This window comes from Pseudomonas juntendi (genome assembly GCF_009932375.1).
In the GTDB taxonomy this organism is placed as follows: domain Bacteria; phylum Pseudomonadota; class Gammaproteobacteria; order Pseudomonadales; family Pseudomonadaceae; genus Aquipseudomonas; species Aquipseudomonas juntendi.
Genome location: NZ_BLJG01000093.1, coordinates 23238 through 44078, shown reverse-complemented (window position 1 = coordinate 44078; position 20841 = coordinate 23238). Strand labels below are relative to the sequence as shown.

Below are 20841 nucleotides of genomic sequence, written 5' to 3'. Positions count from 1 at the left end.
TGATGCTCGCTGTGCGGTAGCAAGTCACACATTGCGAATAAATTTTTTGCCAGGGCTATCTCCGTTATTCCCTGCGCCGCCATGTGATGTCGTTAAAGTGCGAAAATTCCCGTGGGCGTTTGTAAAAAAATGCGTCGGCAGACGGACGGTACTGGGCAGTGTCAACTTCGTTGCTACTGTTAAACGGGCGCCACAACTTGCTGTTTTACTTTAAAAAAATCAAACAATGGCGCCAAGGATCGGTCATGCAACAGCCTGCCGCGCAACGCCGTTTGCTGATCGTCGACCCCTGCGACGATTGCCACCGCCTATTGCCGGGCCTGCGCAACGCCGGCTGGGATGTCGACAGCTGCATGCTCGCCGCCGCACTGGACCACCCCTGCGATGTGGGCCTGCTGCGCTTGCAGGCCGCGCACCTGCGGCACCCGGACGCGGTCAAGGACATGATCAAGCGCAGCAACACCGAGTGGATCGCCGTGCTGAGCGCCGACCAACTGCGCATGCCAGCCTTCGGTGACTTTGTATGTGAGTGGTTTTTCGACTTCCACACCTTGCCGTTCGACGTCTCGCGGGTGCAGGTCACCCTGGGCCGGGCGTTCGGCATGGCGCGCCTGCGCGGCAAGGGTGCGGTCAAGGTCGATGACGCGAACGACGAATTGCTCGGTGACAGCCGGCCGATTCGCGAACTGCGCAAGCTGCTGGGCAAACTGGCGCCTACCGAATCACCTGTGCTCATCCGCGGTGAAAGCGGCACTGGCAAGGAGCTGGTAGCGCGCACGCTGCACCGCCAGTCGCAGCGCAGTGATCAGCCGTTCATCGCCATCAACTGTGGCGCCATCCCTGAGCATTTGATCCAGTCCGAATTGTTCGGCCACGAGAAAGGCGCTTTTACCGGGGCGCACCAGCGCAAGGTCGGCCGTATCGAAGCGGCCCACGGCGGCACCTTGTTCCTGGACGAAATTGGCGACTTGCCGCTGGAACTGCAGGCCAACCTGCTGCGCTTTTTGCAGGAGAAGCACATCGAGCGCGTAGGCGGCAGCCAGCCAATACCGGTGGATGTGCGGGTGTTGGCGGCGACCCACGTGGACCTGGAACGGGCCATTGAGCAGGGGCGTTTTCGCGAAGACCTGTATTACCGCCTGAACGTATTGCAGGTGGTGACAGCACCGCTGCGCGACCGGCACGGCGATTTGTCCATGCTGGCCAACCATTTTGCCCATTTCTACAGCCTGGAAACCGGGCGCCGGCCGCGCTCCTTCAGTGAACACGCCTTGGCAGCCATGGGCCACCATGACTGGCCGGGGAACGTTCGCGAGCTGGCCAACCGCGTACGCCGCGGGCTGGTGCTGGCCGAAGGGCGGCAGATCGAGGCGCAGGACCTGGGCTTGCAGTTGCACGACCAGGAACAGCAGCCGTTAGGCACCCTGGAAGAATACAAGCACCGCGCCGAGCGCCAGGCCTTGTGCGATGTGCTCAACCGGCACAGTGACAACCTGAGCATGGCTGCCAAGGTGCTGGGTGTTTCGCGGCCGACGTTCTACCGCTTGTTGCACAAGCACCAGATACGCTGAGCGTTACACCACGGCACCTGGGCGAACATCACCCAGGGCCGAACCCCTCAATGCGGCCCGCGCGGGATGGTCTTGAGCAGGTCTTCGGGGCTGATGTGCCCAACCACTTGTGCGACCGCGCTGCCCGGTGTCGGCAGGTCGATGATATGGCTCTTCATCTTGCCGATCACATGCATCTCGCACGGCTTGCAGTCGAATTTCAGCGTCAGTACCTCGTCGCCCTGAATCAGCTGCATGGGCGCGACCTTGGTGCGTACGCCGGTGACACCCTTGGCCTGCTTGGGGCACAGGTTGAAGCTGAAACGCAGGCAGTGCTTGGTGATCATCACCGGCACCTCGCCGTGCTCTTCATGGGCCTCGTAGGCGGCGTCGATCAGTTGCACGCCATGGCGGTGGTAGAAGTCGCGAGCCTTCTGGTTGTACACGTTGGCCAGGAACGACAGGTGCGACTCGGGGTACACCGGCGGCGGCGTGGTCTCGGCCTTGCGCGCGCCGCGTGGGTGGGCCTGTACCCGCGCGGCGGTCAGTGCCTCGATGGCCTCGCGGCGCAGGGCCTTGAGCTGCGAGTTGGGGATGAAGTACGCCTGCGGGGCGTCCAGCTCGATACGGTCGGCGTGGTACATAGTGGTACCCAGCTGGCCGAGCAGGTCGTGCAGTTGCTCCAGTGCCTGCTGGGGCTTGTTGGCGACGCCGAACGGGCCCTCCAGGGCTACCTGCACACTGACCCCTTCCTCGCTGCTCAGGGTCAGCAGCAGGCGTTGCTCGCGCAGCACCGCGTGCCACTCCACGCCCACCCGGCGTTCGGAGGACGTGCGCTGCAGGGCCTGTTGCCAGTTGTGGTCCAGGTTGCGCGACAACGGGTGGTTGGGGCGCAGCTTGTGCAGCCCTTCGGGCATTTCATTGGGCTCGACGCGGTAGCGGTAGCGTGTTTGGCCGTCTTCTTCAAACTCGCCACGGGGCTCGGCGATGTTGGCGCGAAAACCCAGCACTTCGCGTTTGACCAGCACATTAAGGCCGTCGCCGTTGGTCAACGGCACGTCGGTCACCACGTGCAGGTCGCGCTTGCCGACCTTTTCCACCACGCCCACCGGCAGGCCGGTGAAGGTTGGCGAGTCGAACGCGCCGATATCGACCTTGCGGTCGGTGACGAAGTAGTCGGTGCTGCCGCGGTGGAAGGTCTTGTCCGGGTCGGGCAGGAAGAAGTGCTCGGTGCGCCCGCTGGAAGCGCGGGCATAGTGCGGGCGGCCCTCCAGGATGGCATCCAGTTCCTTGCGGTAGTGGGCCGTGATGTTCTTTACATAGCCCATGTCCTTGTAACGCCCTTCGATCTTGAACGAGCGCACGCCGGCATCGACCAGGTCGGCCAGGTTGGCGGTCTGGTTGTTGTCTTTCATCGACAGCAGGTGTTTCTCGAACGCGACCACGCGGCCCTGGTCATCCTTCAGGGTGTAGGGCAGGCGGCAGGCCTGCGAGCAGTCGCCACGGTTGGCGCTGCGCCCGGTTTGCGCGTGGGAGATGTTGCACTGGCCGGAAAATGCCACGCACAGTGCACCATGGATGAAGAACTCGATGGCCGCGTCGGTTTCGGCGGCGATGCTGCGGATTTGCTGCAAATTCAGCTCGCGGGCCAGCACCAGTTGCGAGAAACCGGCCTGGTCGAGGAATTTCGCCCGCTCCAGGGTACGAATGTCGGTCTGGGTGCTGGCGTGCAGCTCGATCGGCGGGATGTCCAGCTCCATCACCCCCAGGTCCTGCACGATCAGTGCATCGACACCGGCGTCATGCAACTGGTGGATCAGCTTGCGCGCCGGCTCCAGCTCGTTGTCGTGGAGGATGGTGTTGATGGTGGTGAACACGCGCGCATGGTACCGATGGGCGAACTCGACCAGTTCGGCAATGTCGCTGACTTCGTTGCAGGCATTGTGGCGCGCGCCGAAGCTTGGGCCGCCGATGTAGATGGCATCAGCGCCGTGCAGGATCGCCTCACGGGCGATGGCCACGTCACGCGCAGGGCTGAGCAGTTCCAGCTGGTTCTTTGGAAGGGACATGTCGTTGTATTTTCGGGCTGTCACGGGTTAGGCGCGCATTGTAGCGGCGAAACGGGCTGGCGGCACCCTTGGGCTGCCCGAAGGTGTGCAGCCAGGGTGCGAGGGGGCGGCAACGACGGTCGGTCAGCGCTTGGCGGCCATCGCCGTCACTTCGACGCGCATGCCGTCGAACGCCAGGGCGGCCACGCCAACGGCGGCACGTACCGGCCAGGGTTTGCTGAAGAAGCGCTGGTACACTTCGTTGAATGCCGCGCGGTCGGCCATGTCGGTCAAGTAGATGGTCAGGTGCAGTACGCGGTCCATGCCGCTGCCGGCTTTTTCCAGCGCCACTTTCAAGGCCTGCAGGGTGCACTCGCTTTGCGCGACGATGCCACCCAGCTCCAGGCTGCCGTCGGCACGGGTTGGGATCTGGGTGGTGACCAGCACGCCGTTGTACTCGGCGACGTCGGAAGAAATCGAGTCGGCGTCCGGGTCGGGGGTATAGATGATGTCTGCTTGAGCCATGGTGTGGTTTGCCTTGCAACGGAAGGAAGCGGCAAGCCTACGCGAGCGCAACGCACCGGTCGAGCGCACCCCGGCGTTTGTAAAGCGCGGCGTTCACCGGCAGAATCGCGGCCGATTGCCAGACCAGAGGTTTACGTTGAACGAACAGACTTTGTCCCGGCGCCTGGAGCGCGTGGCTGCCTATGTGCCGCAGGGCGCGCGCCTGGCCGACATTGGCTCGGACCACGGCTTCCTGCCGGTGGCGTTGATGCTGCGCGGGGTGATCGAGGCCGGGGTGGCCGGTGAGGTGGCGCAGGTGCCGTTCGCCTCGGCCCAACGCACGGTGAGCCGCAACGGCCTGGAGGCCTCTGTGGCCGTGCGCCTGGCCGATGGCTTGGCAGCCATCGAGCCACAGGACCGTATCACGGTGGTCAGCCTGTGCGGCATGGGCGGCGACACCATGTGCGCCATCCTGCAGGCAGGCCCGCAGCGCCTGGCCGGCGTCACCCGCCTGGTAATGCAGCCCAACGGCGGTGAGCGCGAACTACGCCAGTGGCTGGCCGGCAATGGCTACCGGATCGTCCACGAGGAACTGCTGCGGGAAAACCGCTTCGACTACGAGATCATCGTCGCCGAGCCGGGCAGGGCGGTGTACACCGCTCAACAGCTGTACTTCGGGCCGTTGCTGATGCAGGAAAAAAGCGCGGCGTTCCTGGGTAAATGGCAGCGCATGCTGCGCCAGAAGCAGCACACCCTGGCCAATTTCCAGCGGGCCCGGGGCGCTGTGCCGCAGGCGAAGATAGACGACTTCAACCAGCAGGTAGGCTGGATAACGCAGCTGCTGGCCTGAGTCACTGTTGCGGGCAGTTGCTCATCTCGCGGTAACTGATTTCGTGCTTCTGGTCATGGTGGTCGAGGTACACCATGTGAGCGGTGCCGATCTGGCAGTCGCCGACGTTGCTGGGCGGGGTGATGGAAATCACTTTGGCCACATCCAGGTGCATGCCGTATGCATAGTTGCTACTGGCTGGCTGATCGTTGCCCGTGGCGGCGAGGGCTGCGCACGAAGCCAAGGCAGCGGAAATGGCGATTACAGCGAGGGAGGGTTTCATGGCTGGCTCCTTTTACAATGTATGACTAATGATGTATTCAAAGGCCTTACACAATAAATGGGCTAGATCGTGATAGATTCCTGCCTTTAACGTAACAATAACACCCAGTAAGGAGCTCACTTTCATGGACATGCTGCATGCCATGCGTACCTTCGCCCGTGTGGTGGAATGCGGCAGCTTCGCGGCGGCCGCCAACGCCCTGGACATCTCTGCGGCACAGGTTTCGCGCATCGTGGCGGAGCTGGAAAACCAGTTGCAGACCCGCCTGTTGCACCGCACCACCCGGCGCTTGCGCATGAGCGAGGCCGGCGAGCGGTTTCTCGAGCGGGCGCGGCAGATCATGCTGCTGACCGAAGAAGCGGTGGGCGAGGCCCGTGGTGCGCACCTGACGCCGCGTGGGCGGTTACGCCTGCACTGTCCCCATGGCCTGGGGCTGTTGCTGATGCCGCTGGTGGCCGGCTACAACGCGTTGTGCCCGGAGGTGGTGATCGAGCTGACCCTGTCACAGCGCAACCCCGACCCGCTGGCCGAAGGGCATGATGTGGTGATTACCGTTGACGGCGCGTTGCCCGATTCGCAGCTGATCGCCGTGCCGCTGGGCAATATCTTCAGTATCCCCTGCGCGGCCCCGGCCTACCTGGAAGCCAATGGCGTACCGGAAAGCCCCGAAGACTTGCACGGCCATCGTTGCCTGCGCATGTCGTACCCCATGTACGAAGGTGACTGGGTGTTCCCGCAGGGGGTCGACCAGTGTGTGATCGTACCGAAGGACGGTTTCTCCACCAATGTTGCCGATGCCATGCTGGTGGCCAGCGAGTTGGGCATGGGCATAGGCCTGTTGCCGTTCTACACCGCCAGCCAGGCGATCGGGCAGGGGCGGCTGTGCCGCCTGTTGGCGCCGTATCGGCTGCGCGAGAGTGCGCTGTATGCGATTTACCCGTCACGGCACTACCTGGATGCCAAGGTGCGTACCTGGATCGACTACCTCAAGGAGCAGTTGCCAGCGCTGTTCGAAAGGCACGCCGAGCTGGTGGACGACGCCCGCTACTGGCGCTAGGTGGGCAGAGCCTGGCGCCAGGGCCCGGTCGTCGACCTACTAAAGCGTGTAGTGCTTCAGCTCCCGCGCAATCAGCATGCGCTGGATTTCGCTCGACCCTTCGTAGATCTGGGTGATCCGGGCATCGCGGTAGTAACGCTCTACCGGGTAGTCTTCCAGGTAGCCGTAGCCGCCATGTACCTGGATCGCCATCGAGCACACCCGTTCGGCCATTTCCGAGGCGAACAGCTTGGCCTGGGATGCCTCTGACAGGCACGGCCTGCCGGCGCTGCGCAGGCGCGCAGCATGCAAAATCAGCAGCCGCGCAGCGTTGACCTGCACCTGCATGTCGGCCAACAGGTTGGCGATGCTCTGGTGCTCGTTGATCGGCTTGCCGAATTGCACACGGTCCCGTGAATAACCCAGCGCTGCTTCGAATGCCGCACGGGCGATGCCCAGCGCTTGCGCGGCGATACCGATCCGGCCCCCTTCAAGGTTGGACAAGGCGATGGCCAGGCCCTTGCCGCGCTCACCCAGCAGGTTGGCGGCCGGTACCCGGCAGTTGTCGAACGTGACCGCGCAGGTATCAGAGGCGCGGATGCCCATCTTGTGTTCGCTGCGGTCGACTTTGAAGCCCGGGTTGTCGGTGGGCACCAGAAAGGCCGACAGGCCCTTTTTGCCCAGGTCCGGGTCGGTTACCGCAAACACGATCGCCAGGCCGGCACGCCGGGCATTGCTGACGAACTGCTTGGCGCCATTGATTACCCATTGGCCGTCTACCAACTCTGCGCGGGTCCGCAGGTTATGCGCCTCGGAGCCGGCTTGCGGCTCGGTCAGGCAGAAGCAGCCGATCACTTCACCCGTGGCCAGGCGCGGCAGCCATTGCTGCTGTTGGTCGGCCGTGCCATATGCCAGCAGCGGGCCGCAACCCACGGAGTTGTGAATGCTCATCATCGCCCCGGTGGCGCCACAACCGGCGGAAATTTCCTCTACCGCCAGGGCATAGGCAACGTAGTCGGTGTAGCTGCCGCCAAAGGCTTCGGGCACGACCATGCCCAGCAGGCCCAGTTCGCCCATCTTGCGTACCACGTCGTCATCGATCCAGCCGGCCTTTTCCCAGGCCTGGGCGTGCGGGGCGATTTCGCCACGGGCAAAATCGCGCGCCATGTCGCGGATCATGATCTGTTCTTCGCTCAGTTCCAGGTCTTGCATCGGTGTACTCCCGGGCTCACAGGCCTTCGAAGAATTGGTCGACCCGCTGGCGTTGCAGTGCAGCCAGGGTGGGTGGGTTCCAGCGCGGTTGCTTGTCCTTGTCGATGATCAGGGCGCGTACGCCTTCGATGATATCGCCATGCTGGAACCACTGGCGGTCCAGGTGCAGCTCCATGGCAAAGCACGCCTCCAGGTCCCGTTGGCGGCCCCGGCGCAGCATCTCCAGCGTAACGGCCATGGCCAGCGGCGAGCGGCTTTCCAGCTGATCTGCGGTGGCCGTGGCCCAGGCGTGGCTGTCGCCAATGCTGACCGTGCGCAATTGCTCGACGATGGCTGGCAGGTCGGGCAGGGCGAAGAAGTGGTCGATGACCGGGCGCAGCTTTTCCAGCGGGGCATCCTCCAGCACCTGGCTACCGAGCCTGGCCAGCAGGCCCTGCAGGTCCTTGAGCGGGTGGTCGCCGAAACTCAGCTGGTCCAGGCCTTGGTCCAGGGCGGCGAGCTGGTCGCTGGCCAGGTACCAGTCGGCCAGGCCGCAATAGAGCGCATCGGCGGCCTGCACCTGTGCGCCGCTCACACCCAGGTAGATGCCCAGCTCGCCAGGGAGGCGCGACAGAAAATAACTGCCGCCCACGTCGGGGAAATAGCCAATGCCGACTTCGGGCATACCCAGCCGGCTGCGCTCGGTCACCACACGCAGGTCACAGCCCTGAGCCAGGCCCATGCCACCGCCGAGGGTGAAGCCGTCCATCAGCACCAGCACCGGTTTGCGGTAACGGTGGATGGCCAGGTCGAGGGCATACTCCTCGACGAAAAAGGTCTCATGCAGCGTATCGCCGGCCTTGAAGCTGTCGTGCAGCGAACGGATATCGCCACCGGCGCAAAAACCCTTGGGGCCTGCACCGCGCAGCACCACCGCCCGTACGTGCGGGTCCCGGGCCCACTGTTCCAGGTGGTGGCGCAGGCTACGGACCATGTCCAGGGTAAGGGCATTGAGGCCGGCGGGGCGGTTCAGTGTCAGGTGGCCGACCTGGTTGCGGACCTCGGCCAGTACATGGTCGGTGGCCGAGGTGTAAGCGTGCGCAGTCATTGCCTTCTCCCTGCTTTGTTATTGATTTTCCAAGTGAAGTCTGGATTTCGCTGGAGGATCTGGCGATCCTTGCATGCGAATTTGCCTTGTACAATCGACAAATCTGCAGGGGGAATCTGCATTTTTGCGTGCCTGGCAGTGTTGCCACTCTAGCAAGGTTTGAGGTTTACCGGATTGGCTTGGTGGATGGGCGCCGATGTTCTCGGTGTTTTGGTCCACCAGAATCACGATCATTAACCTTAGCGTAACGATCCAGCGCCGAGCTTGATTGATGCCCGGCTGGCCCCCGCCCTAAGGTGACCCCACGACAGCGAACCCGTGGAGTCACCATGACAACAACACAGAATCCACCGCCGCAATGGTCGCGACGGCGTGCCGAAAAGCAACGCCGCCTCGATCAGGTCCGCCACCTTGCCGACGGTGCGGTGCTGCCCAGCGAGCGTATCGTCGAAGCACTGGAGCTGTTGCTGGCCCCCGGCGACCGGGTGGTGCTGGAAGGCAACAACCAGAAGCAGGCCGACTTCCTCTCGCGCTCGCTGGCCAAAGTCGACCCTGGGCGCCTGCACGACCTGCACATGATCATGCCCAGCGTCAGCCGTGCCGAGCACCTGGACTTGTTCGAGCGCGGCATCGCCCGCAAGCTGGATTTTTCCTTCGCCGGGCCACAAAGCCTGCGCATTGGCCAGTTGCTTGAAGACGGCTTGCTCGAAGTCGGCGCGATCCACACCTATATCGAGCTGTACTCGCGGCTGCTGGTCGACCTGATCCCCAACGTGACCTTGGTGGCAGGCTTCATGGCCGACCGTGAGGGCAACCTGTACACCGGGCCCAGCACCGAAGACACCCCGGCACTGGTGGAGCCGGCCGCGTTCAGCGACGGTATCGTCATCGCCCAGGTCAACCAGCTGGTCGACCGTGTGGATGACCTGCCGCGGGTCGATATCCCGGCATCATGGGTCGATTTCGTGGTGGTTGCCGACCAGCCTTTCTACATCGAACCGCTATTCACCCGCGACCCGCGTCATATCAAGCCGGTGCATGTGCTGATGGCGATGATGGCCATTCGCGGCATCTACGAAAAACACCAGGTGCAGTCGTTGAACCATGGCATCGGCTTCAATACCGCTGCCATCGAGCTGATCCTGCCCACCTACGGTGAGTCGCTGGGGCTCAAGGGCAAGATCTGCCGCAACTGGACCCTCAACCCGCACCCTACGCTGATCCCGGCTATCGAAAGCGGTTGGGTGCAAAGCGTGCATTGCTTTGGCACCGAGCTGGGCATGGAGGACTACATCGCCCAGCGGCCCGATGTGTTCTTCACCGGCCGTGACGGTTCACTGCGCTCCAACCGCATGATGTGCCAGCTGGCCGGGCAGTACGCCGTGGACCTGTTCATTGGCGCGACCCTGCAGGTAGACGGCGATGGCCATTCGTCGACAGTCACCCGCGGCCGCCTGGCCGGCTTTGGCGGGGCGCCGAACATGGGCCACGACCCCCGGGGCCGGCGCCATGCAACGCCGGCCTGGCTCGACATGACCGTGCCGCAAACCCTGCTGGAGCGCGGCCGCAAGCTGGTGGTGCAGATGGTCGAAACGTATCAGGAAGGCGGCAAACCGACCTTCGTGGAAACCCTCGATGCGGTGGCCGTGGCGAAAAAGGCCGGCATGCCGCTGGCCCCGGTGATGATCTACGGTGACGACGTTACCCACCTGTTGACCGAAGAGGGCATTGCCTACCTGTACAAGGCCCGCAGCCTGGAAGAGCGCCAGCAGATGATTGCCGCTGTGGCCGGGGTTACCGCCATCGGCCTGCGGCATGACCCGAAAGACACTGCGCGCCTGCGCCAGCAAGGCCTGGTCGCATTGCCCGAAGACCTGGGCATCCGCCGCACCGACGCCAGCCGCGAGCTGCTGGCAGCGCGCAGCGTTGCCGACCTGGTTGAATGGTCCGGCGGCCTGTACAACCCGCCGGCACGGTTCAGGAGCTGGTGATGAAAGCACACGACTTGCGCCTTGAACCTGTTACGGTCCCTGTGGGCGCGGGGTTACCCGCGAAGAGGCCAGCCCACACAACCCGGATTCAACTGCCAGACCACCTGGCCGACCTGGCCGTGGAAGCCCTGATCGACGAAGCCGAACTGTCCCCCAAACCCGGCCTGGTCGACCGCCGCAGCAACGGCGCTCACACCGACATGACCCTGGCCCTGATGCACGCCTCGGCCCTGGCCCTGTGGCCCTGCCTGCGCAACATGGCCGCAGCCGCGCAAACCATTGGCACCATCGGCCAACCCCTGCGCGCCAGCTTGGGCCAGCTCGGCCGTGAAGGCGAAGCCGCGATGCTGGCCGCGACCCATGGGGTCAACACCCACCGCGGCGCTATCTGGGCCCTGGGCCTGCTGGTCGCCGCCAAGGCCCTCGACCCCGATGCCAGCGCCAGCACGGTGGCCGCGCGGGCCGGGCGCATCGCCCTGTTCGACGACCCGGCCATGCCGCAGCAGCACAGCCATGGCCTGCAGGTGCGCCAGCGCTATGGCAGCAGCGGTGCCCGCGAACAGGCGCAACAAGGCTTCCCTGCAGTTATCGGCCACGGCTTGCCAAACCTGCAACGCAGCCGTGCCAGCGGTGCCAGTGAGGCCAACGCCCGGCTCGATGCCTTGCTCGCCATCATGGTCGTGCTCAGCGATACCTGTGTGCTGTGGCGCAGCGGCCCTGCCGGGCTGGCCGCCGTGCAGCAGGGCGCCCGCGCGGTACTGGGTGCCGGGGGCAGTGCCACCCTGGCCGGGCGCCGCCACCTGCGTGCGCTGGACCAGCAACTGCTGCAACTGAACGCCTCACCGGGCGGCGCCGCCGACCTACTGGCCGCCTGCCTGTTCCTCGACAAAGCCGGGAGCCTGTGACATGGAAACCCTGACCTTCGATTTCCCCGCCGCCGAACCGGGGCGTGGCCGCACGCTGGTGGGCTGTGTCAGCTCCGGCGACCTTGAAGTACTGATCGAACCCGGCACCGCCGGCCACCTGCAGATCCAGGTGGTGACTTCGGTCGATGGCAGCGCCGCGCGCTGGGCGCAACTGTTCCAGCGCCTGTTCGAGGGCCGCGCCTGGCCGGCCGTGAACATCGACATTCATGACTTCGGCGCCACCCCGGGGGTGGTCCGCCTGCGCCTGGAACAAGGCTTCGAGGAGATCGCCCATGACTGACACCGCACGCCTGCTGCGCAGCCGCAGCTTCGTAGAACTGGGTGCCCGGCAGCGCGCCCGCGCCGTGCTCGACCCGGGCAGTTTCCGCGAGCTGCTCGGCCCCTTCGACCGGCTGATGTCGCCTTGGCTGCCCTTGCAGGGCATCGTGCCGCAGGCTGACGACGGCGTGGTCATCGCCAAAGGCACGCTGAACGGGCGCAATGCGGTGGTCGCCGCTATCGAGGGCGGCTTCCAGGGCGGCAGCATGGGCGAGGTGGGCGGCGCCAAGATTGCCGGGGCGTTGGAGCTGGCCATCGAAGACAACCGCAATGGCATCCCCACGTGTGCAGTGCTGCTGCTCGAAACCGGCGGTGTGCGGTTGCAGGAAGCCAACCTTGGCCTGGCAGCGATTGCCGAAATCCAGGCGGCGATTGTCGAACTGCGGGCCTGGCAGCCGGTAATCGGGCTGATTGCAGGTTCCGTCGGGTGCTTCGGCGGCATGTCGATCGCCGCTGGCTTGTGCAGCCATTTACTGCTCACCCGCGAGGCCCGCCTGGGCCTCAACGGGCCTCAGGTCATCGAACAGGAAGCCGGCATTGCCGAGTATGACGCCAAGGACCGGCCGTTCATCTGGAGCCTGAGCGGCGGCGAACAGCGCCATGCCAGCGGGCTGGTCGATGGCTATGTGGCCGATGACATCCAGGCGCTGCGCGACTGCCTGCTGCAACTGCTCGACTCGCCTGGCGCTGACCGCGCCCGGCAACACGCCTGGTACCTCGAGCGCCTGGCCCGGCTGGGCGCCGAGTGCCCGCAACTGGACGCTGCCGCTGTGCGTGCCCTTTACCAAGGAGAAGCCCAATGAACCGTGCCATGAACTGGCTGCCGGGCCTGGCGGGCGGCCAGCCCTTGCCGGGCTACCCGGCGTCGTTGCAGGTCATCGATGGCGAACTGGACAACCGCATGGCGCGCTTTATCGCCGTGGTCCCCGACCCCGCCAATCCGTTCCCCCGCGCCCGCGGGGGCGAAGTCGGCCTGCTGGAGGGTTGGGGCCTGGCCAAGGCCGTGAGCGACGCGGTCGACGCTGACAGCCAGGGGCACAAGCGCGCAATTGTCGCGGTAATCGATGTGCCCAGCCAGGCCTACGGCCGCCGTGAGGAGGCCTTGGGTATCCATCAGGCCTTGGCTGGCGCTGTGCAGGCTTACGCCCAGGCCCGGCTGGCCGGTCACCCGGTAATCGGGCTGCTGGTCGGCAAGGCCATGTCTGGCGCTTTTCTTGCCCACGGCTACCAGGCCCAGCGCCTGATCGCCCTGGACGATGCCGGGGTAATGGTGCATGCCATGGGCAAGGCGGCAGCCGCGCGGATTACCCTGCGCAGTGTCGAGCAACTGGAAGCGTTGGCCGCCGAGGTGCCGCCCATGGCCTATGACCTGGCCAGCTATGCGTCACTGGGCCTGCTGTGGCGTCGGTTGACGGTGGCCAACGCCGAAGCGCCTGGCAGCGCCGACATTGCCCGGGTGCGTGCCTGCCTTGCCGACGCGGTCCGCGATATTGGCAGCTCGACCGACCTGTCGTCGCGGCTGGCGGGCGAACACCGCAGTGCCTCGCGGCAAGTGCGTGAGCAACTGCGCCGCCAATGGCAGGGTGCCTGAGGTGAACGCGCCACGCCCCCATGACCTGCTGTGGGGCATGCCCACTTCGGCCCTGCCGGCCGACGCGCCGCTGTGGGCACGGGAAGTGTTGGCCGGCGGCCAGCCGGTGGTCGTGCGCCGCGCGGTGTGTGACGCCGGCTGGCTCGCCGTGGGCGTGCGTGGCCAAGGGCGGGCGCAGCGCCTGGCAGCGTTGATGCGGGTTGGCGACATTCAACGCCAGCAGGCCCCCGAAGCCTTGCAGCGGCCAACACAGCGCGCCTGGCCAGCATTGCAGGCCCTGGCCTGGGTAGCGCCAATGCTCGATGCCTGCGGCCTGGCCTGGGGGCCGACAGGTGGCGTGGGTTACCAGATTGCAACGGGTATCGACGTGCTGCACGCCGACAGCGACCTGGACATACTGGTACGCACGCCGCAACCGCTGGCGCGTATACAGGCCCGCACGCTGTTGGCGATGCTGGACGGCGCGCCATGCCGTATCGATGCGCAACTGGAAACCCCGGGCGGGGCTGTGGCGTTGCGCGAGTGGGCCGGTTTCGCCCAGCGTGTGTTGCTCAAGTCGTCCGTGGGGCCATGCCTGTGCGAAGACCCGTGGGCTGTACGGGAGCGTGCCGCATGAGCACTCTGTTCGCGTTTCCGGGCCAGGGTGCCCAGCAGGTGGGCATGTTGCGGCGCCTGCCCGAAGGCAGCGCGCCGGTGCTGGAAGAGGCCAGCGATGCCCTTGGCCAGAACGCACTGGCGTTGGACAGCGAGCACGCCCTGCAGTCGACCCGCGCCGTGCAGCTGTGCCTGCTGCTCAGTGGCGTGGCCTGGGCGCGCTGGTTGATGCAGCGCAGCCCAGGGCCGGATTGCGTGGCGGGCTTGTCGGTCGGCGCCTACCCGGCGGCAGTGGTGGCCGGTGCTTTGGGCTTTGCCGACGCTGTGCGCCTGGTTGCCCTGCGCGGCGAACTGATGCAACGGGCCTATCCGCGCGGCTATGGCATGACTGCGCTCAGTGGCCTGGAGCTGGCCAGTGTCGAGCGCTTGCTGGGCGAGGTGGGCGGCGAGGTGTATGTCGCCAATCTCAACAGCGAGCAACAGATCGTCATTGCCGGCAGCGAAACGGCGATGGCGGCGGTGGCGGCCCGCGCGCGCAGCCTGGGCAGGGGCATCGCGCGCCGGCTGGCAGTCAGCGTGCCATCGCATTGCCCGTTGCTGGCTGGCCCGGCAGCCGAGCTGGCTGCGGCCTTCGCTGCGGTCGAACTGCAGCGGCCACGTATCACTTACCTCAGTGGCAGCAGCGCACGGGTGATAGTCGACCCGCAGCGCCTGCGCGACGATCTGGCCGGCAACATGGCGCGCCGGGTGGACTGGCGGGCAGCGTTGCGCAATGCCTATGAACGCGGCGTGCGCCTGCACCTGGAAATGCCGCCTGGCAGCACGCTCAGCGGCCTGGCCCGGCCGGTGTTCGAACAGGGCAGGGTGCTGGCGGTGGAAGGCACCCGATGGGACAGCCTGGATGCGCTGCTGCGCCAGGAGGTGGCGGACCGGCGATGATGGCGGGCAGCGCGCCGGCTGGCACGGGCTACGCCCGTTAATGAAGCCGGTGCGGCGCGTGCAGGTTTACCGATGGCGAAGAACAACAACAAGCAACTTCGACACTACCTGAGGACAACAACAATGATCATCTATGGTGTGGCACTGCTGGCGGTCTGTACGCTGGCTGGGGTTATCGTCGGCGACTTCCTGGGCGTACTGCTGGGCGTCAAATCCAATGTAGGCGGGGTCGGCATCGCCATGATCCTGCTGATCTGCGCACGCCTTTACATGCACCGTCACGGTGGCATGAGCAAGGAGTGCGAGTTCGGTGTGGGCTTCTGGGGGGCCATGTACATTCCGGTCGTGGTGGCCATGGCGGCGCAACAGAACGTGGTCACTGCCCTGCACGGCGGGCCGGTGGCGCTGCTGGCTGCAATAGGTGCGGTGCTGGTGTGCGGTGCGACCATTGCACTGATCAGCCGCAGCCACCGCGGCGAACCGCTACCCGCGGTCGAGGCGCCACCCCAGGCCAATGGGCATGCTGCCCCTGCAGGGGGGCGCTGAACATGTGGCCGATCATTGATAATGCCCTGGAACATAACGGCCTGATCACTGCCTTCGCGGTGGTGGGCGGCATCATGTGGCTGTCGGTGTTGTTGTCCAGGTACCTGACCTTCGGCCGCGTGCACGGCTCGGCCATCGCCATTGTCATCGGGCTGGTGTTGGCCTGGGTGGGCGGTACCCTCACAGGCGGCCAGAAAGGCCTGGCCGACATGGCGCTGTTTTCCGGCATCGGCCTGATGGGCGGGGCCATGCTGCGCGACTTCGCCATCGTTGCCACGGCGTTCGAGGTGCAGGCCACCGAGGCTCGCCGTGCCGGGATGATCGGCGCGGTGGCGCTGCTGCTCGGCACGGTCTTGCCATTCATTGTCGGGGCGGGCGTGGCGTACGCCTTTGGTTACCGCGACGCGGTGAGCATGACCACCATTGGTGCCGGTGCCGTGACGTACATCGTCGGCCCGGTGACCGGCGCGGCGCTGGGTGCCAGTTCGGACGTGATGGCCCTGTCGATCGCCACCGGTTTGATCAAGGCGATTCTGGTGATGGTATTCACCCCGGTATCGGCCCGTTTGCTGGCGCTGGACAACCCACGCTCGGCAATGGTGTTCGGCGGTTTGGCGGGGACTGTGTCGGGTGTGACCGCCGGGTTGGCGGCGACGGACCGGCGGCTGGTGCCTTACGGGGCACTGACCGCCACGTTCCATACCGGCTTGGGGTGCCTGATGGGGCCGTCGATCCTGTACTTCTGTGTGCGAGGGTTGGTGGGGTAGACAACCGGGCTGCATGGCAGCCCGTTGGCTCAGTGGGCCTGGCTCTGGGCAGGCGGTGCAGGGTCGGCGGGCTCCAGCGGCGGATGCTCTTGCGCGGCATGCATCAGGTCTTCGGTTACCCGCAGTTCGGCACCGGTGGGCGAGAACGTGGTCGAGGCGGCGAAGGGGGCCGGGTGTTCTGCCGCCGGGCGCTTGCCACGGCGCCACATGAAGAAGCACAGCATCGCCAGGTTGACCACGGCAAACGCCCAGAACAGTCCGGCCTCGCCAAACTCGGTCATCATCGGCGAAATGGCCACCGGTGCCATGGCCGAGCCCAGTGAGTTGATCAGCAGCAAACCCTGGATCATCGGCACCAGTGCATCGGACGGTGCGCGGTCGGCGGCATGGCTGACCGCGACCGGGTACAGGGTGAACACGCCACCGCCCAACAGGAACAGCATGGCCGGCAGCAGGAACGAGTCCGAGGGCAGGAAGACCGTGACCAGTGACAGCACAACGCACAAGGCGGCCAGCGCCAGCAGTACGTCCAGGCGGTCTTTGCGGTCCGACCAGCGCCCGACCGGGTACTGCAACAGCATGGCGCCAAGGATGACCCAGGCCATCATGTTGCCGACTTCGCCCACCTCCAGGCCGATGCGTTGCAGGTACAGCGGCAACAGGGCATAGATGCCGGCGATGGCGACGCCCGAGCCGAAGCAACCCACCAGGCCCGAGGGGGCCACGCCCAGCAACTGCCGGGGCTTGAGGGGTTCGACCTGCTCCAGCAAGGGCGATACCCGCGGCAGGATCACGATGGGCAGCACCGACAGTGCGGCGAGCACGCCGGCCAGCATGAACGGCGCGGTATCGCCCAACTGGGTGATCTCCCCCAGGCCGGCCTGGGCGATGACCCCGGCGCCATAGAAGGCGATCATGTACAGCGCCAGCAGGCGGCCGCGGATTTTCGCGTCGCCGGCCAGCAGCAGCCAGCTTTCGATCACCAGGAACACGCCCACGGCGGCCCAGCCGTTGATCAGGCGCAGCACCGACCACCAGGTCACGTCGTAGAACAAGCCCTGCAGCAAGATGGTCACGGCAATCAGCGAGGCGAAGCTGGTATAGGCGCGAATGTGGCCGATGCGCAGGATCAGCCGGTCGTTGAAGATGGCGCCCAGTGTGAGGCCGATGAAGTAGGTCGACGAAACGATGCCAATGGTGGTGGCAGACTCACCGGCAGCGCCCAGGCGCAGGGTGGTGAGGGAAGACATGAAGCCGTTGCCCAGGGCGATGATGAACAGCCCGAGCAGGGGCGCCAGCGCCATGGCCAGCAAACGCGGAGACATAGGTACCTCTGGTTGGATGAGCGGAATGAGCGCCTTTTCGGACGCGCACACCGGCTCGACCCCGCAAGGGGCGAGTAGCTGCACGGATGCGACCTGGGCAAGACTCAACCGCTGGGCCGTAGGGGATGGGGCCGGGCGGGGAGGGTTGAGCCTATTTCACATGGTGGGCATGTGTTCAGGCACGGACTCTGTCATTGCTGCTGGTTGCCACCGTTGACGGCGACGGGCGAAAAGGAAGCGCGATTCTACGGGGTTGCGAGGGTTTGCCCAAGGGGCCTGGCCCTGCGACGAGACGCCGCAGGCAGCCAGGCAACTGCGCCCGGCAGCTAAGGCTGCACCCGGGTATCGATACTGACCACCACCGACATCCCCGGCCGCAACTGCCGGGCGGGTGGCTGGTCGGCATCCACGGTGATCCGTACCGGTATCCGCTGGGCGATCTTGACGAAGTTGCCGGTGGCATTGTCGGCCTGCAGCAAGGCGAACTCCGAACCGGTGGCCGGCGAAATCTGCTGCACGTGCCCGTACAGCTTCAGGTGGTTCAGCGCGTCCACGGTAAAGCTCACGGGTTGGCCGATGCGCACATTGGCCATCTGGGTTTCCTTCATGTTGGCGATGACCCACAGGGTGTCGGGCACCAGCGCCATCAACTGTGCACCTGAATTGACATAAGCACCCAGGCGCGTGCCGATCTGCCCCAGTTGGCCGTCACGCGGGGCGGTAACCCGGGTGTTGTCGAGGTCGATGCGCGCCAGCTCCACGGCGGCCTTGGCGTTTTCCACGGCCGCTTCGAGCGCAGCCCGGTTGACCACCACGGTCTTCCGGTCCTGGCGGGCGATTTCCAGCGCGGCCTTGGCCTGGGCCAGGCTGGCGACGGCAGCTGCCTCGTTGGCGCGGGTCACGTCCAGTTCGCTGCGGGAAACCGAGCCGTCGCTGACCAGCGCCTGATTGCGGCGCAGGTCGGCCTTGGCTTTGGCCGCCTGGGCCTGGGCATCGCCAGTGGCGGCCTGGCGTTGGGCAATGGTGGCTTCGGCGCTCTTGCGCTGTTGCAGGTTGTTGGCCAGGGCTGCCTGTTGCTGCTGCAACTGGGCGAGGGCCTGGGCCAGGCGCTGTTTGTAGATACGGTCGTCCAGTTGCACCAGCAGGTCGCCGGCCTTGACGAACTGGAAGTCGTGCACGGGCACGTCGACGATGTAACCACTGAGCTGGGGGCCGATCAGGGTGACCTGCCCGCGCACCAGGGCGTTTTCGGTGCTTTCGATGGCACTGCTGAAGGGCGGCAGGCGCCAGGCATAGAGCACCAGCAGAACACCTGCCAGGGCCACGGCGGCAAAGCAGATCGAGGACAGCAACCGCACCCGCCGCGTGCGTACCGGGCTACCCGGCTCGCTGGGGGGCGTGGCGCCTTCCGGGGTTTCGGCGATGGCGGTGGTGGTCGTGGTACGGGTGTCGTCGGTCATCGGGTGGGCACGCCGGGGGTGGAGTCGGTGGTGGTGGCCTGGCGTTTCGAGTACCAGAGCCAGGTGCTACGGATGCAGATCCAGATCATGGTCAGTATGGCGATGCTGCCGATCAGTACGAACACATCGTTGTAGGCCATGACATTGGCTTCGCGGCTGGCGGCCGTGGCCAGCAGGCGCATGCCGGCTTCAGTGCGCAGGGCCGGGTCGGCGAGGATGCCACTGTAGGCTGCTGCACCGCTTTGTACGCGGGCATTGACCAGTGGTTCCAAATAACTCAGGTGGTCCATCAGGTGGCTGGAGTGGAACTTCTCCCGCCAGGTCTGGAAGGTGCCGAGCAGTGCCGCGCCAACCAGGCCGCCAACGTTGTTGCAGATGCCGAACAGCACCGAAAAGCTGACCAGGTTACGGGGGTTGGCGCGCACATGGCTGATACCCAGGGCCATCGACGGCCCCAGGAAGAAGGTACTGCCAAAGGCCAGCAGAAACTGGCTGAAGTACATTTGTGCCGGGCGCGTGAGGTTGCTGGAACCGCTGTCGATGAATGCACCGACGGCCATGGCCAGCAAGGACACGAACAGCGGGATGATCAGGTGGTTGGGGTTTATGGTCAGGGCACTGCTGGCCAGGCCCGCCACGGCACCCAGCAGCATGATCCAGTACAGGCTGCGCATCTGCTCGCTGCTCATGTTCAAGGCCTGCAGGAAGCCTACCGCCCCTGTGGATTGCTCCGAGGTGACCATGCGGATCAGCACCACGCACAGGGCCAGACGGATGATGGCGCCACTGCCAAGCCAGCGGGTCATCAGCAACGGGTTGCGGCGGTTGTGTTCGATGGCCAGGCCGCTGAGCATCAGCGCAATCGATGCCGCCAGCGCCACGCCGAGCCACGGGGCCTCCAGCCACCAGTCGATGCGCCCCAGCGACAGCACGGCACAAAGCAGGGCGGTACCGCTGGCCATCAGGGTGAAGGTCAGGAAGTCCAGTGGCTCGAAGGTTTTGAAGCGGTCACCGGGCGGCAGCTTGAGCAGCAGGACACAGCCCAGTGCCGCCAGGGCCAGCCCGAGCTCGAACAGGTACAGCCCGCGCCATTCGGCTATCTGCAGCAAGTCTTCGGAAAAGATCCGCGCCAGGGGTAATGCCAGCTGCGAAGCGCCCAGGCCCAGTACCATGGCCTTCAACCGCCATTGGGCGGGGAAGGCCTGGATCATGTAGTACAGCCCCAGCGAGCTGAGCGCCGCCCCTACCATGCCGTGGGCCGCGCGTACGGCGATGGCCGAGTTGAGGTCGTTGACCAGCAGGTGGGCGAAGGTGACCAGGACGTATAGGACCAGGAACACCTCGGTGAAGGCGCGCAAGCCGAATTGTTGGCGGAATTTCACCAACAGCAGGTTCATGGACACGTTGGTCATCACGTAGGCCGCTGGCAGCCACGCCATTTCCGCCGTGGTTGCACCTAGCGCGCCTTGCAGGAACATCAGGTTGGCGGTGACCAGCGCGTTGCCCAAGCCACCGGTAATGGCTACCAGCAGGCCGACCACGCCATACGCCAGGCCTTTTGCTGGCGAATGCAAAGGCGTGGAGGGGGAGCCTGGCAGGGTGGGCTTTTCGTGGGGTAGCCACGCGTGTGGGGCGTATTTGTTCATGGGGCAGACTGTACTTGAGCGGCGCTTGGTGCTGCTAGGTGCAGGCTTTGGTTTTGAGCGTATTGTGCGTTGCCGGTAGCACCGTATTCGCGGGTGGCACAGAACCCGCCGCGGTGGCTGGCACCGGCTGCGCCGGTGTTCGCGGGAACGCCCGCTCCCACAAGGGAGCGGGTTTACCCGCTAAAGGGC

The 20841-nt window shown here is 65.4% G+C and carries 20 protein-coding genes; 12 read left to right on the top strand and 8 right to left on the bottom strand.

The genetic code is table 11. The features are described 5' to 3' along the window. Positions 1-245: 245 nt before the first annotated feature. Positions 246-1571 carry a sigma-54 dependent transcriptional regulator gene (locus GYA94_RS13340; protein WP_009686704.1) on the top strand — a complete coding sequence of 442 codons (1326 nt, stop codon included), beginning with the start codon at positions 246-248 and terminating at the stop codon, positions 1569-1571. Positions 1572-1618: 47 nt separating this feature from the next. Here GYA94_RS13340 and GYA94_RS13335 read toward each other — a convergent pair whose 3' ends face one another. Beyond that, the gene (locus GYA94_RS13335) at positions 1619-3619 is read right to left on the bottom strand and encodes a peptidase U32 family protein (RefSeq protein ID WP_029887226.1); all 2001 of its coding nucleotides are present in this window, start codon (positions 3617-3619) and stop codon (positions 1619-1621) included. 123 nt (positions 3620-3742) lie between these two features. Next, the gene (locus GYA94_RS13330; RefSeq protein ID WP_054913469.1) at positions 3743-4123 is read right to left on the bottom strand and encodes a RidA family protein; all 381 of its coding nucleotides are present in this window, start codon (positions 4121-4123) and stop codon (positions 3743-3745) included. Between the two features lie 136 nt (positions 4124-4259). On the opposite strand from GYA94_RS13330, the gene GYA94_RS13325 reads away from it, so the two are divergent. Then, positions 4260-4952, top strand: coding sequence for a tRNA (adenine(22)-N(1))-methyltransferase (locus GYA94_RS13325; protein WP_029887228.1), 693 nt, complete (start codon positions 4260-4262; stop codon positions 4950-4952). 1 nt (position 4953) lies between these two features. On the opposite strand, the gene GYA94_RS13320 is transcribed toward GYA94_RS13325, so the two are convergent. Next, positions 4954-5214 (bottom strand): DUF2790 domain-containing protein, encoded by a 261-nt coding sequence (locus GYA94_RS13320; protein WP_110679644.1) that lies wholly within the window; start codon positions 5212-5214, stop codon positions 4954-4956. 124 nt (positions 5215-5338) lie between these two features. Between GYA94_RS13320 and GYA94_RS13315 the strand changes: the two genes are divergently transcribed. Then, positions 5339-6271: a LysR family transcriptional regulator gene (locus GYA94_RS13315; RefSeq protein ID WP_009686710.1), complete on the top strand. Its 933-nt coding sequence runs from the start codon at positions 5339-5341 to the stop codon at positions 6269-6271. A gap of 39 nt (positions 6272-6310) precedes the next feature. Here GYA94_RS13315 and GYA94_RS13310 read toward each other — a convergent pair whose 3' ends face one another. Together GYA94_RS13310 and GYA94_RS13305 are read right to left on the bottom strand one after the other, a co-directional pair. After that, a complete protein-coding gene (locus GYA94_RS13310) occupies positions 6311-7462 on the bottom strand; it encodes an acyl-CoA dehydrogenase family protein (protein WP_054913468.1) in 1152 nt (383 codons plus the stop codon). A 16-nt stretch (positions 7463-7478) separates the two neighbouring features. After that, positions 7479-8549, bottom strand: coding sequence for an enoyl-CoA hydratase/isomerase family protein (locus GYA94_RS13305; protein WP_047149723.1), 1071 nt, complete (start codon positions 8547-8549; stop codon positions 7479-7481). 329 nt (positions 8550-8878) lie between these two features. On the opposite strand from GYA94_RS13305, the gene mdcA reads away from it, so the two are divergent. From mdcA to madM, 9 genes are all read left to right on the top strand, one after another. Next, a complete protein-coding gene (gene mdcA, locus GYA94_RS13300) occupies positions 8879-10540 on the top strand; it encodes a malonate decarboxylase subunit alpha (protein ID WP_125854801.1) in 1662 nt (553 codons plus the stop codon). Next, a complete protein-coding gene (locus tag GYA94_RS13295) occupies positions 10540-11445 on the top strand; it encodes a triphosphoribosyl-dephospho-CoA synthase (protein ID WP_161892470.1) in 906 nt (301 codons plus the stop codon). The genes mdcA and GYA94_RS13295 overlap by 1 nt, the downstream gene beginning before the upstream one ends. 1 nt (position 11446) lies before the next feature. Beyond that, positions 11447-11746, top strand: coding sequence for a malonate decarboxylase subunit delta (locus GYA94_RS13290; protein ID WP_009686716.1), 300 nt, complete (start codon positions 11447-11449; stop codon positions 11744-11746). Beyond that, a complete protein-coding gene (locus GYA94_RS13285; RefSeq protein WP_161892469.1) occupies positions 11739-12587 on the top strand; it encodes a biotin-independent malonate decarboxylase subunit beta in 849 nt (282 codons plus the stop codon). Before GYA94_RS13290 ends, GYA94_RS13285 begins: the two co-directional genes overlap by 8 nt. Continuing rightward, positions 12584-13375 carry a biotin-independent malonate decarboxylase subunit gamma gene (gene mdcE / locus GYA94_RS13280; protein ID WP_161892468.1) on the top strand — a complete coding sequence of 264 codons (792 nt, stop codon included), beginning with the start codon at positions 12584-12586 and terminating at the stop codon, positions 13373-13375. Before GYA94_RS13285 ends, mdcE begins: the two co-directional genes overlap by 4 nt. A gap of 1 nt (position 13376) precedes the next feature. Then, the gene (locus GYA94_RS13275) at positions 13377-13991 is read left to right on the top strand and encodes a malonate decarboxylase holo-ACP synthase (protein WP_161892467.1); all 615 of its coding nucleotides are present in this window, start codon (positions 13377-13379) and stop codon (positions 13989-13991) included. Then, positions 13988-14908 carry a malonate decarboxylase subunit epsilon gene (gene mdcH, locus GYA94_RS13270; protein ID WP_161892466.1) on the top strand — a complete coding sequence of 307 codons (921 nt, stop codon included), beginning with the start codon at positions 13988-13990 and terminating at the stop codon, positions 14906-14908. Before GYA94_RS13275 ends, mdcH begins: the two co-directional genes overlap by 4 nt. Positions 14909-15031: 123 nt before the next feature. Next, on the top strand, positions 15032-15454 hold the full coding sequence (madL, locus tag GYA94_RS13265; RefSeq protein ID WP_009686721.1) for a malonate transporter subunit MadL: 423 nt from the start codon (positions 15032-15034) through the stop codon (positions 15452-15454). Positions 15455-15456: 2 nt separating this feature from the next. Continuing rightward, entirely contained in the window at positions 15457-16221 is a 765-nt protein-coding gene (gene madM, locus GYA94_RS13260; RefSeq protein WP_009686722.1) for a malonate transporter subunit MadM, read from the top strand. Between the two features lie 29 nt (positions 16222-16250). Here madM and GYA94_RS13255 read toward each other — a convergent pair whose 3' ends face one another. From GYA94_RS13255 to GYA94_RS13245, 3 genes are all read right to left on the bottom strand, one after another. Further along, positions 16251-17546, bottom strand: a complete 1296-nt coding sequence (locus GYA94_RS13255; RefSeq protein ID WP_054912540.1) for an MFS transporter — start codon at positions 17544-17546, stop codon at positions 16251-16253. A 326-nt stretch (positions 17547-17872) separates the two neighbouring features. Further along, on the bottom strand, positions 17873-19006 hold the full coding sequence (locus GYA94_RS13250) for an HlyD family secretion protein (RefSeq protein WP_161892465.1): 1134 nt from the start codon (positions 19004-19006) through the stop codon (positions 17873-17875). After that, entirely contained in the window at positions 19003-20652 is a 1650-nt protein-coding gene (locus tag GYA94_RS13245; RefSeq protein WP_161892464.1) for an MFS transporter, read from the bottom strand. The genes GYA94_RS13250 and GYA94_RS13245 overlap by 4 nt, the downstream gene beginning before the upstream one ends. Between the last annotated feature and the right edge of the window lie 189 nt (positions 20653-20841).

Excerpts from the sequence above, each read along its gene's own strand:
- GYA94_RS13290 (WP_009686716.1), top strand. The coding sequence starts at position 11,447 with ATGGAAACCCTGACCTTCGATTTCCCCGCCGCCGAACCGGGGCGTGGC.
- GYA94_RS13250 (WP_161892465.1), bottom strand. The coding sequence starts at position 19,006 with ATGACCGACGACACCCGTACCACGACCACCACCGCCATCGCCGAAACC.
- GYA94_RS13315 (WP_009686710.1), top strand. The coding sequence starts at position 5,339 with ATGGACATGCTGCATGCCATGCGTACCTTCGCCCGTGTGGTGGAATGC.
- GYA94_RS13335 (WP_029887226.1), bottom strand. The coding sequence starts at position 3,619 with ATGTCCCTTCCAAAGAACCAGCTGGAACTGCTCAGCCCTGCGCGTGAC.
- GYA94_RS13245 (WP_161892464.1), bottom strand. The coding sequence starts at position 20,652 with ATGAACAAATACGCCCCACACGCGTGGCTACCCCACGAAAAGCCCACC.
- mdcE (WP_161892468.1), top strand. The coding sequence starts at position 12,584 with ATGAACCGTGCCATGAACTGGCTGCCGGGCCTGGCGGGCGGCCAGCCC.
- GYA94_RS13255 (WP_054912540.1), bottom strand. The coding sequence starts at position 17,546 with ATGTCTCCGCGTTTGCTGGCCATGGCGCTGGCGCCCCTGCTCGGGCTG.
- GYA94_RS13320 (WP_110679644.1), bottom strand. The coding sequence starts at position 5,214 with ATGAAACCCTCCCTCGCTGTAATCGCCATTTCCGCTGCCTTGGCTTCG.
- madL (WP_009686721.1), top strand. The coding sequence starts at position 15,032 with ATGATCATCTATGGTGTGGCACTGCTGGCGGTCTGTACGCTGGCTGGG.
- mdcA (WP_125854801.1), top strand. The coding sequence starts at position 8,879 with ATGACAACAACACAGAATCCACCGCCGCAATGGTCGCGACGGCGTGCC.
- GYA94_RS13310 (WP_054913468.1), bottom strand. The coding sequence starts at position 7,462 with ATGCAAGACCTGGAACTGAGCGAAGAACAGATCATGATCCGCGACATG.
- GYA94_RS13285 (WP_161892469.1), top strand. The coding sequence starts at position 11,739 with ATGACTGACACCGCACGCCTGCTGCGCAGCCGCAGCTTCGTAGAACTG.
- GYA94_RS13330 (WP_054913469.1), bottom strand. The coding sequence starts at position 4,123 with ATGGCTCAAGCAGACATCATCTATACCCCCGACCCGGACGCCGACTCG.
- GYA94_RS13295 (WP_161892470.1), top strand. The coding sequence starts at position 10,540 with ATGAAAGCACACGACTTGCGCCTTGAACCTGTTACGGTCCCTGTGGGC.
- madM (WP_009686722.1), top strand. The coding sequence starts at position 15,457 with ATGTGGCCGATCATTGATAATGCCCTGGAACATAACGGCCTGATCACT.
- GYA94_RS13305 (WP_047149723.1), bottom strand. The coding sequence starts at position 8,549 with ATGACTGCGCACGCTTACACCTCGGCCACCGACCATGTACTGGCCGAG.
- GYA94_RS13340 (WP_009686704.1), top strand. The coding sequence starts at position 246 with ATGCAACAGCCTGCCGCGCAACGCCGTTTGCTGATCGTCGACCCCTGC.
- mdcH (WP_161892466.1), top strand. The coding sequence starts at position 13,988 with ATGAGCACTCTGTTCGCGTTTCCGGGCCAGGGTGCCCAGCAGGTGGGC.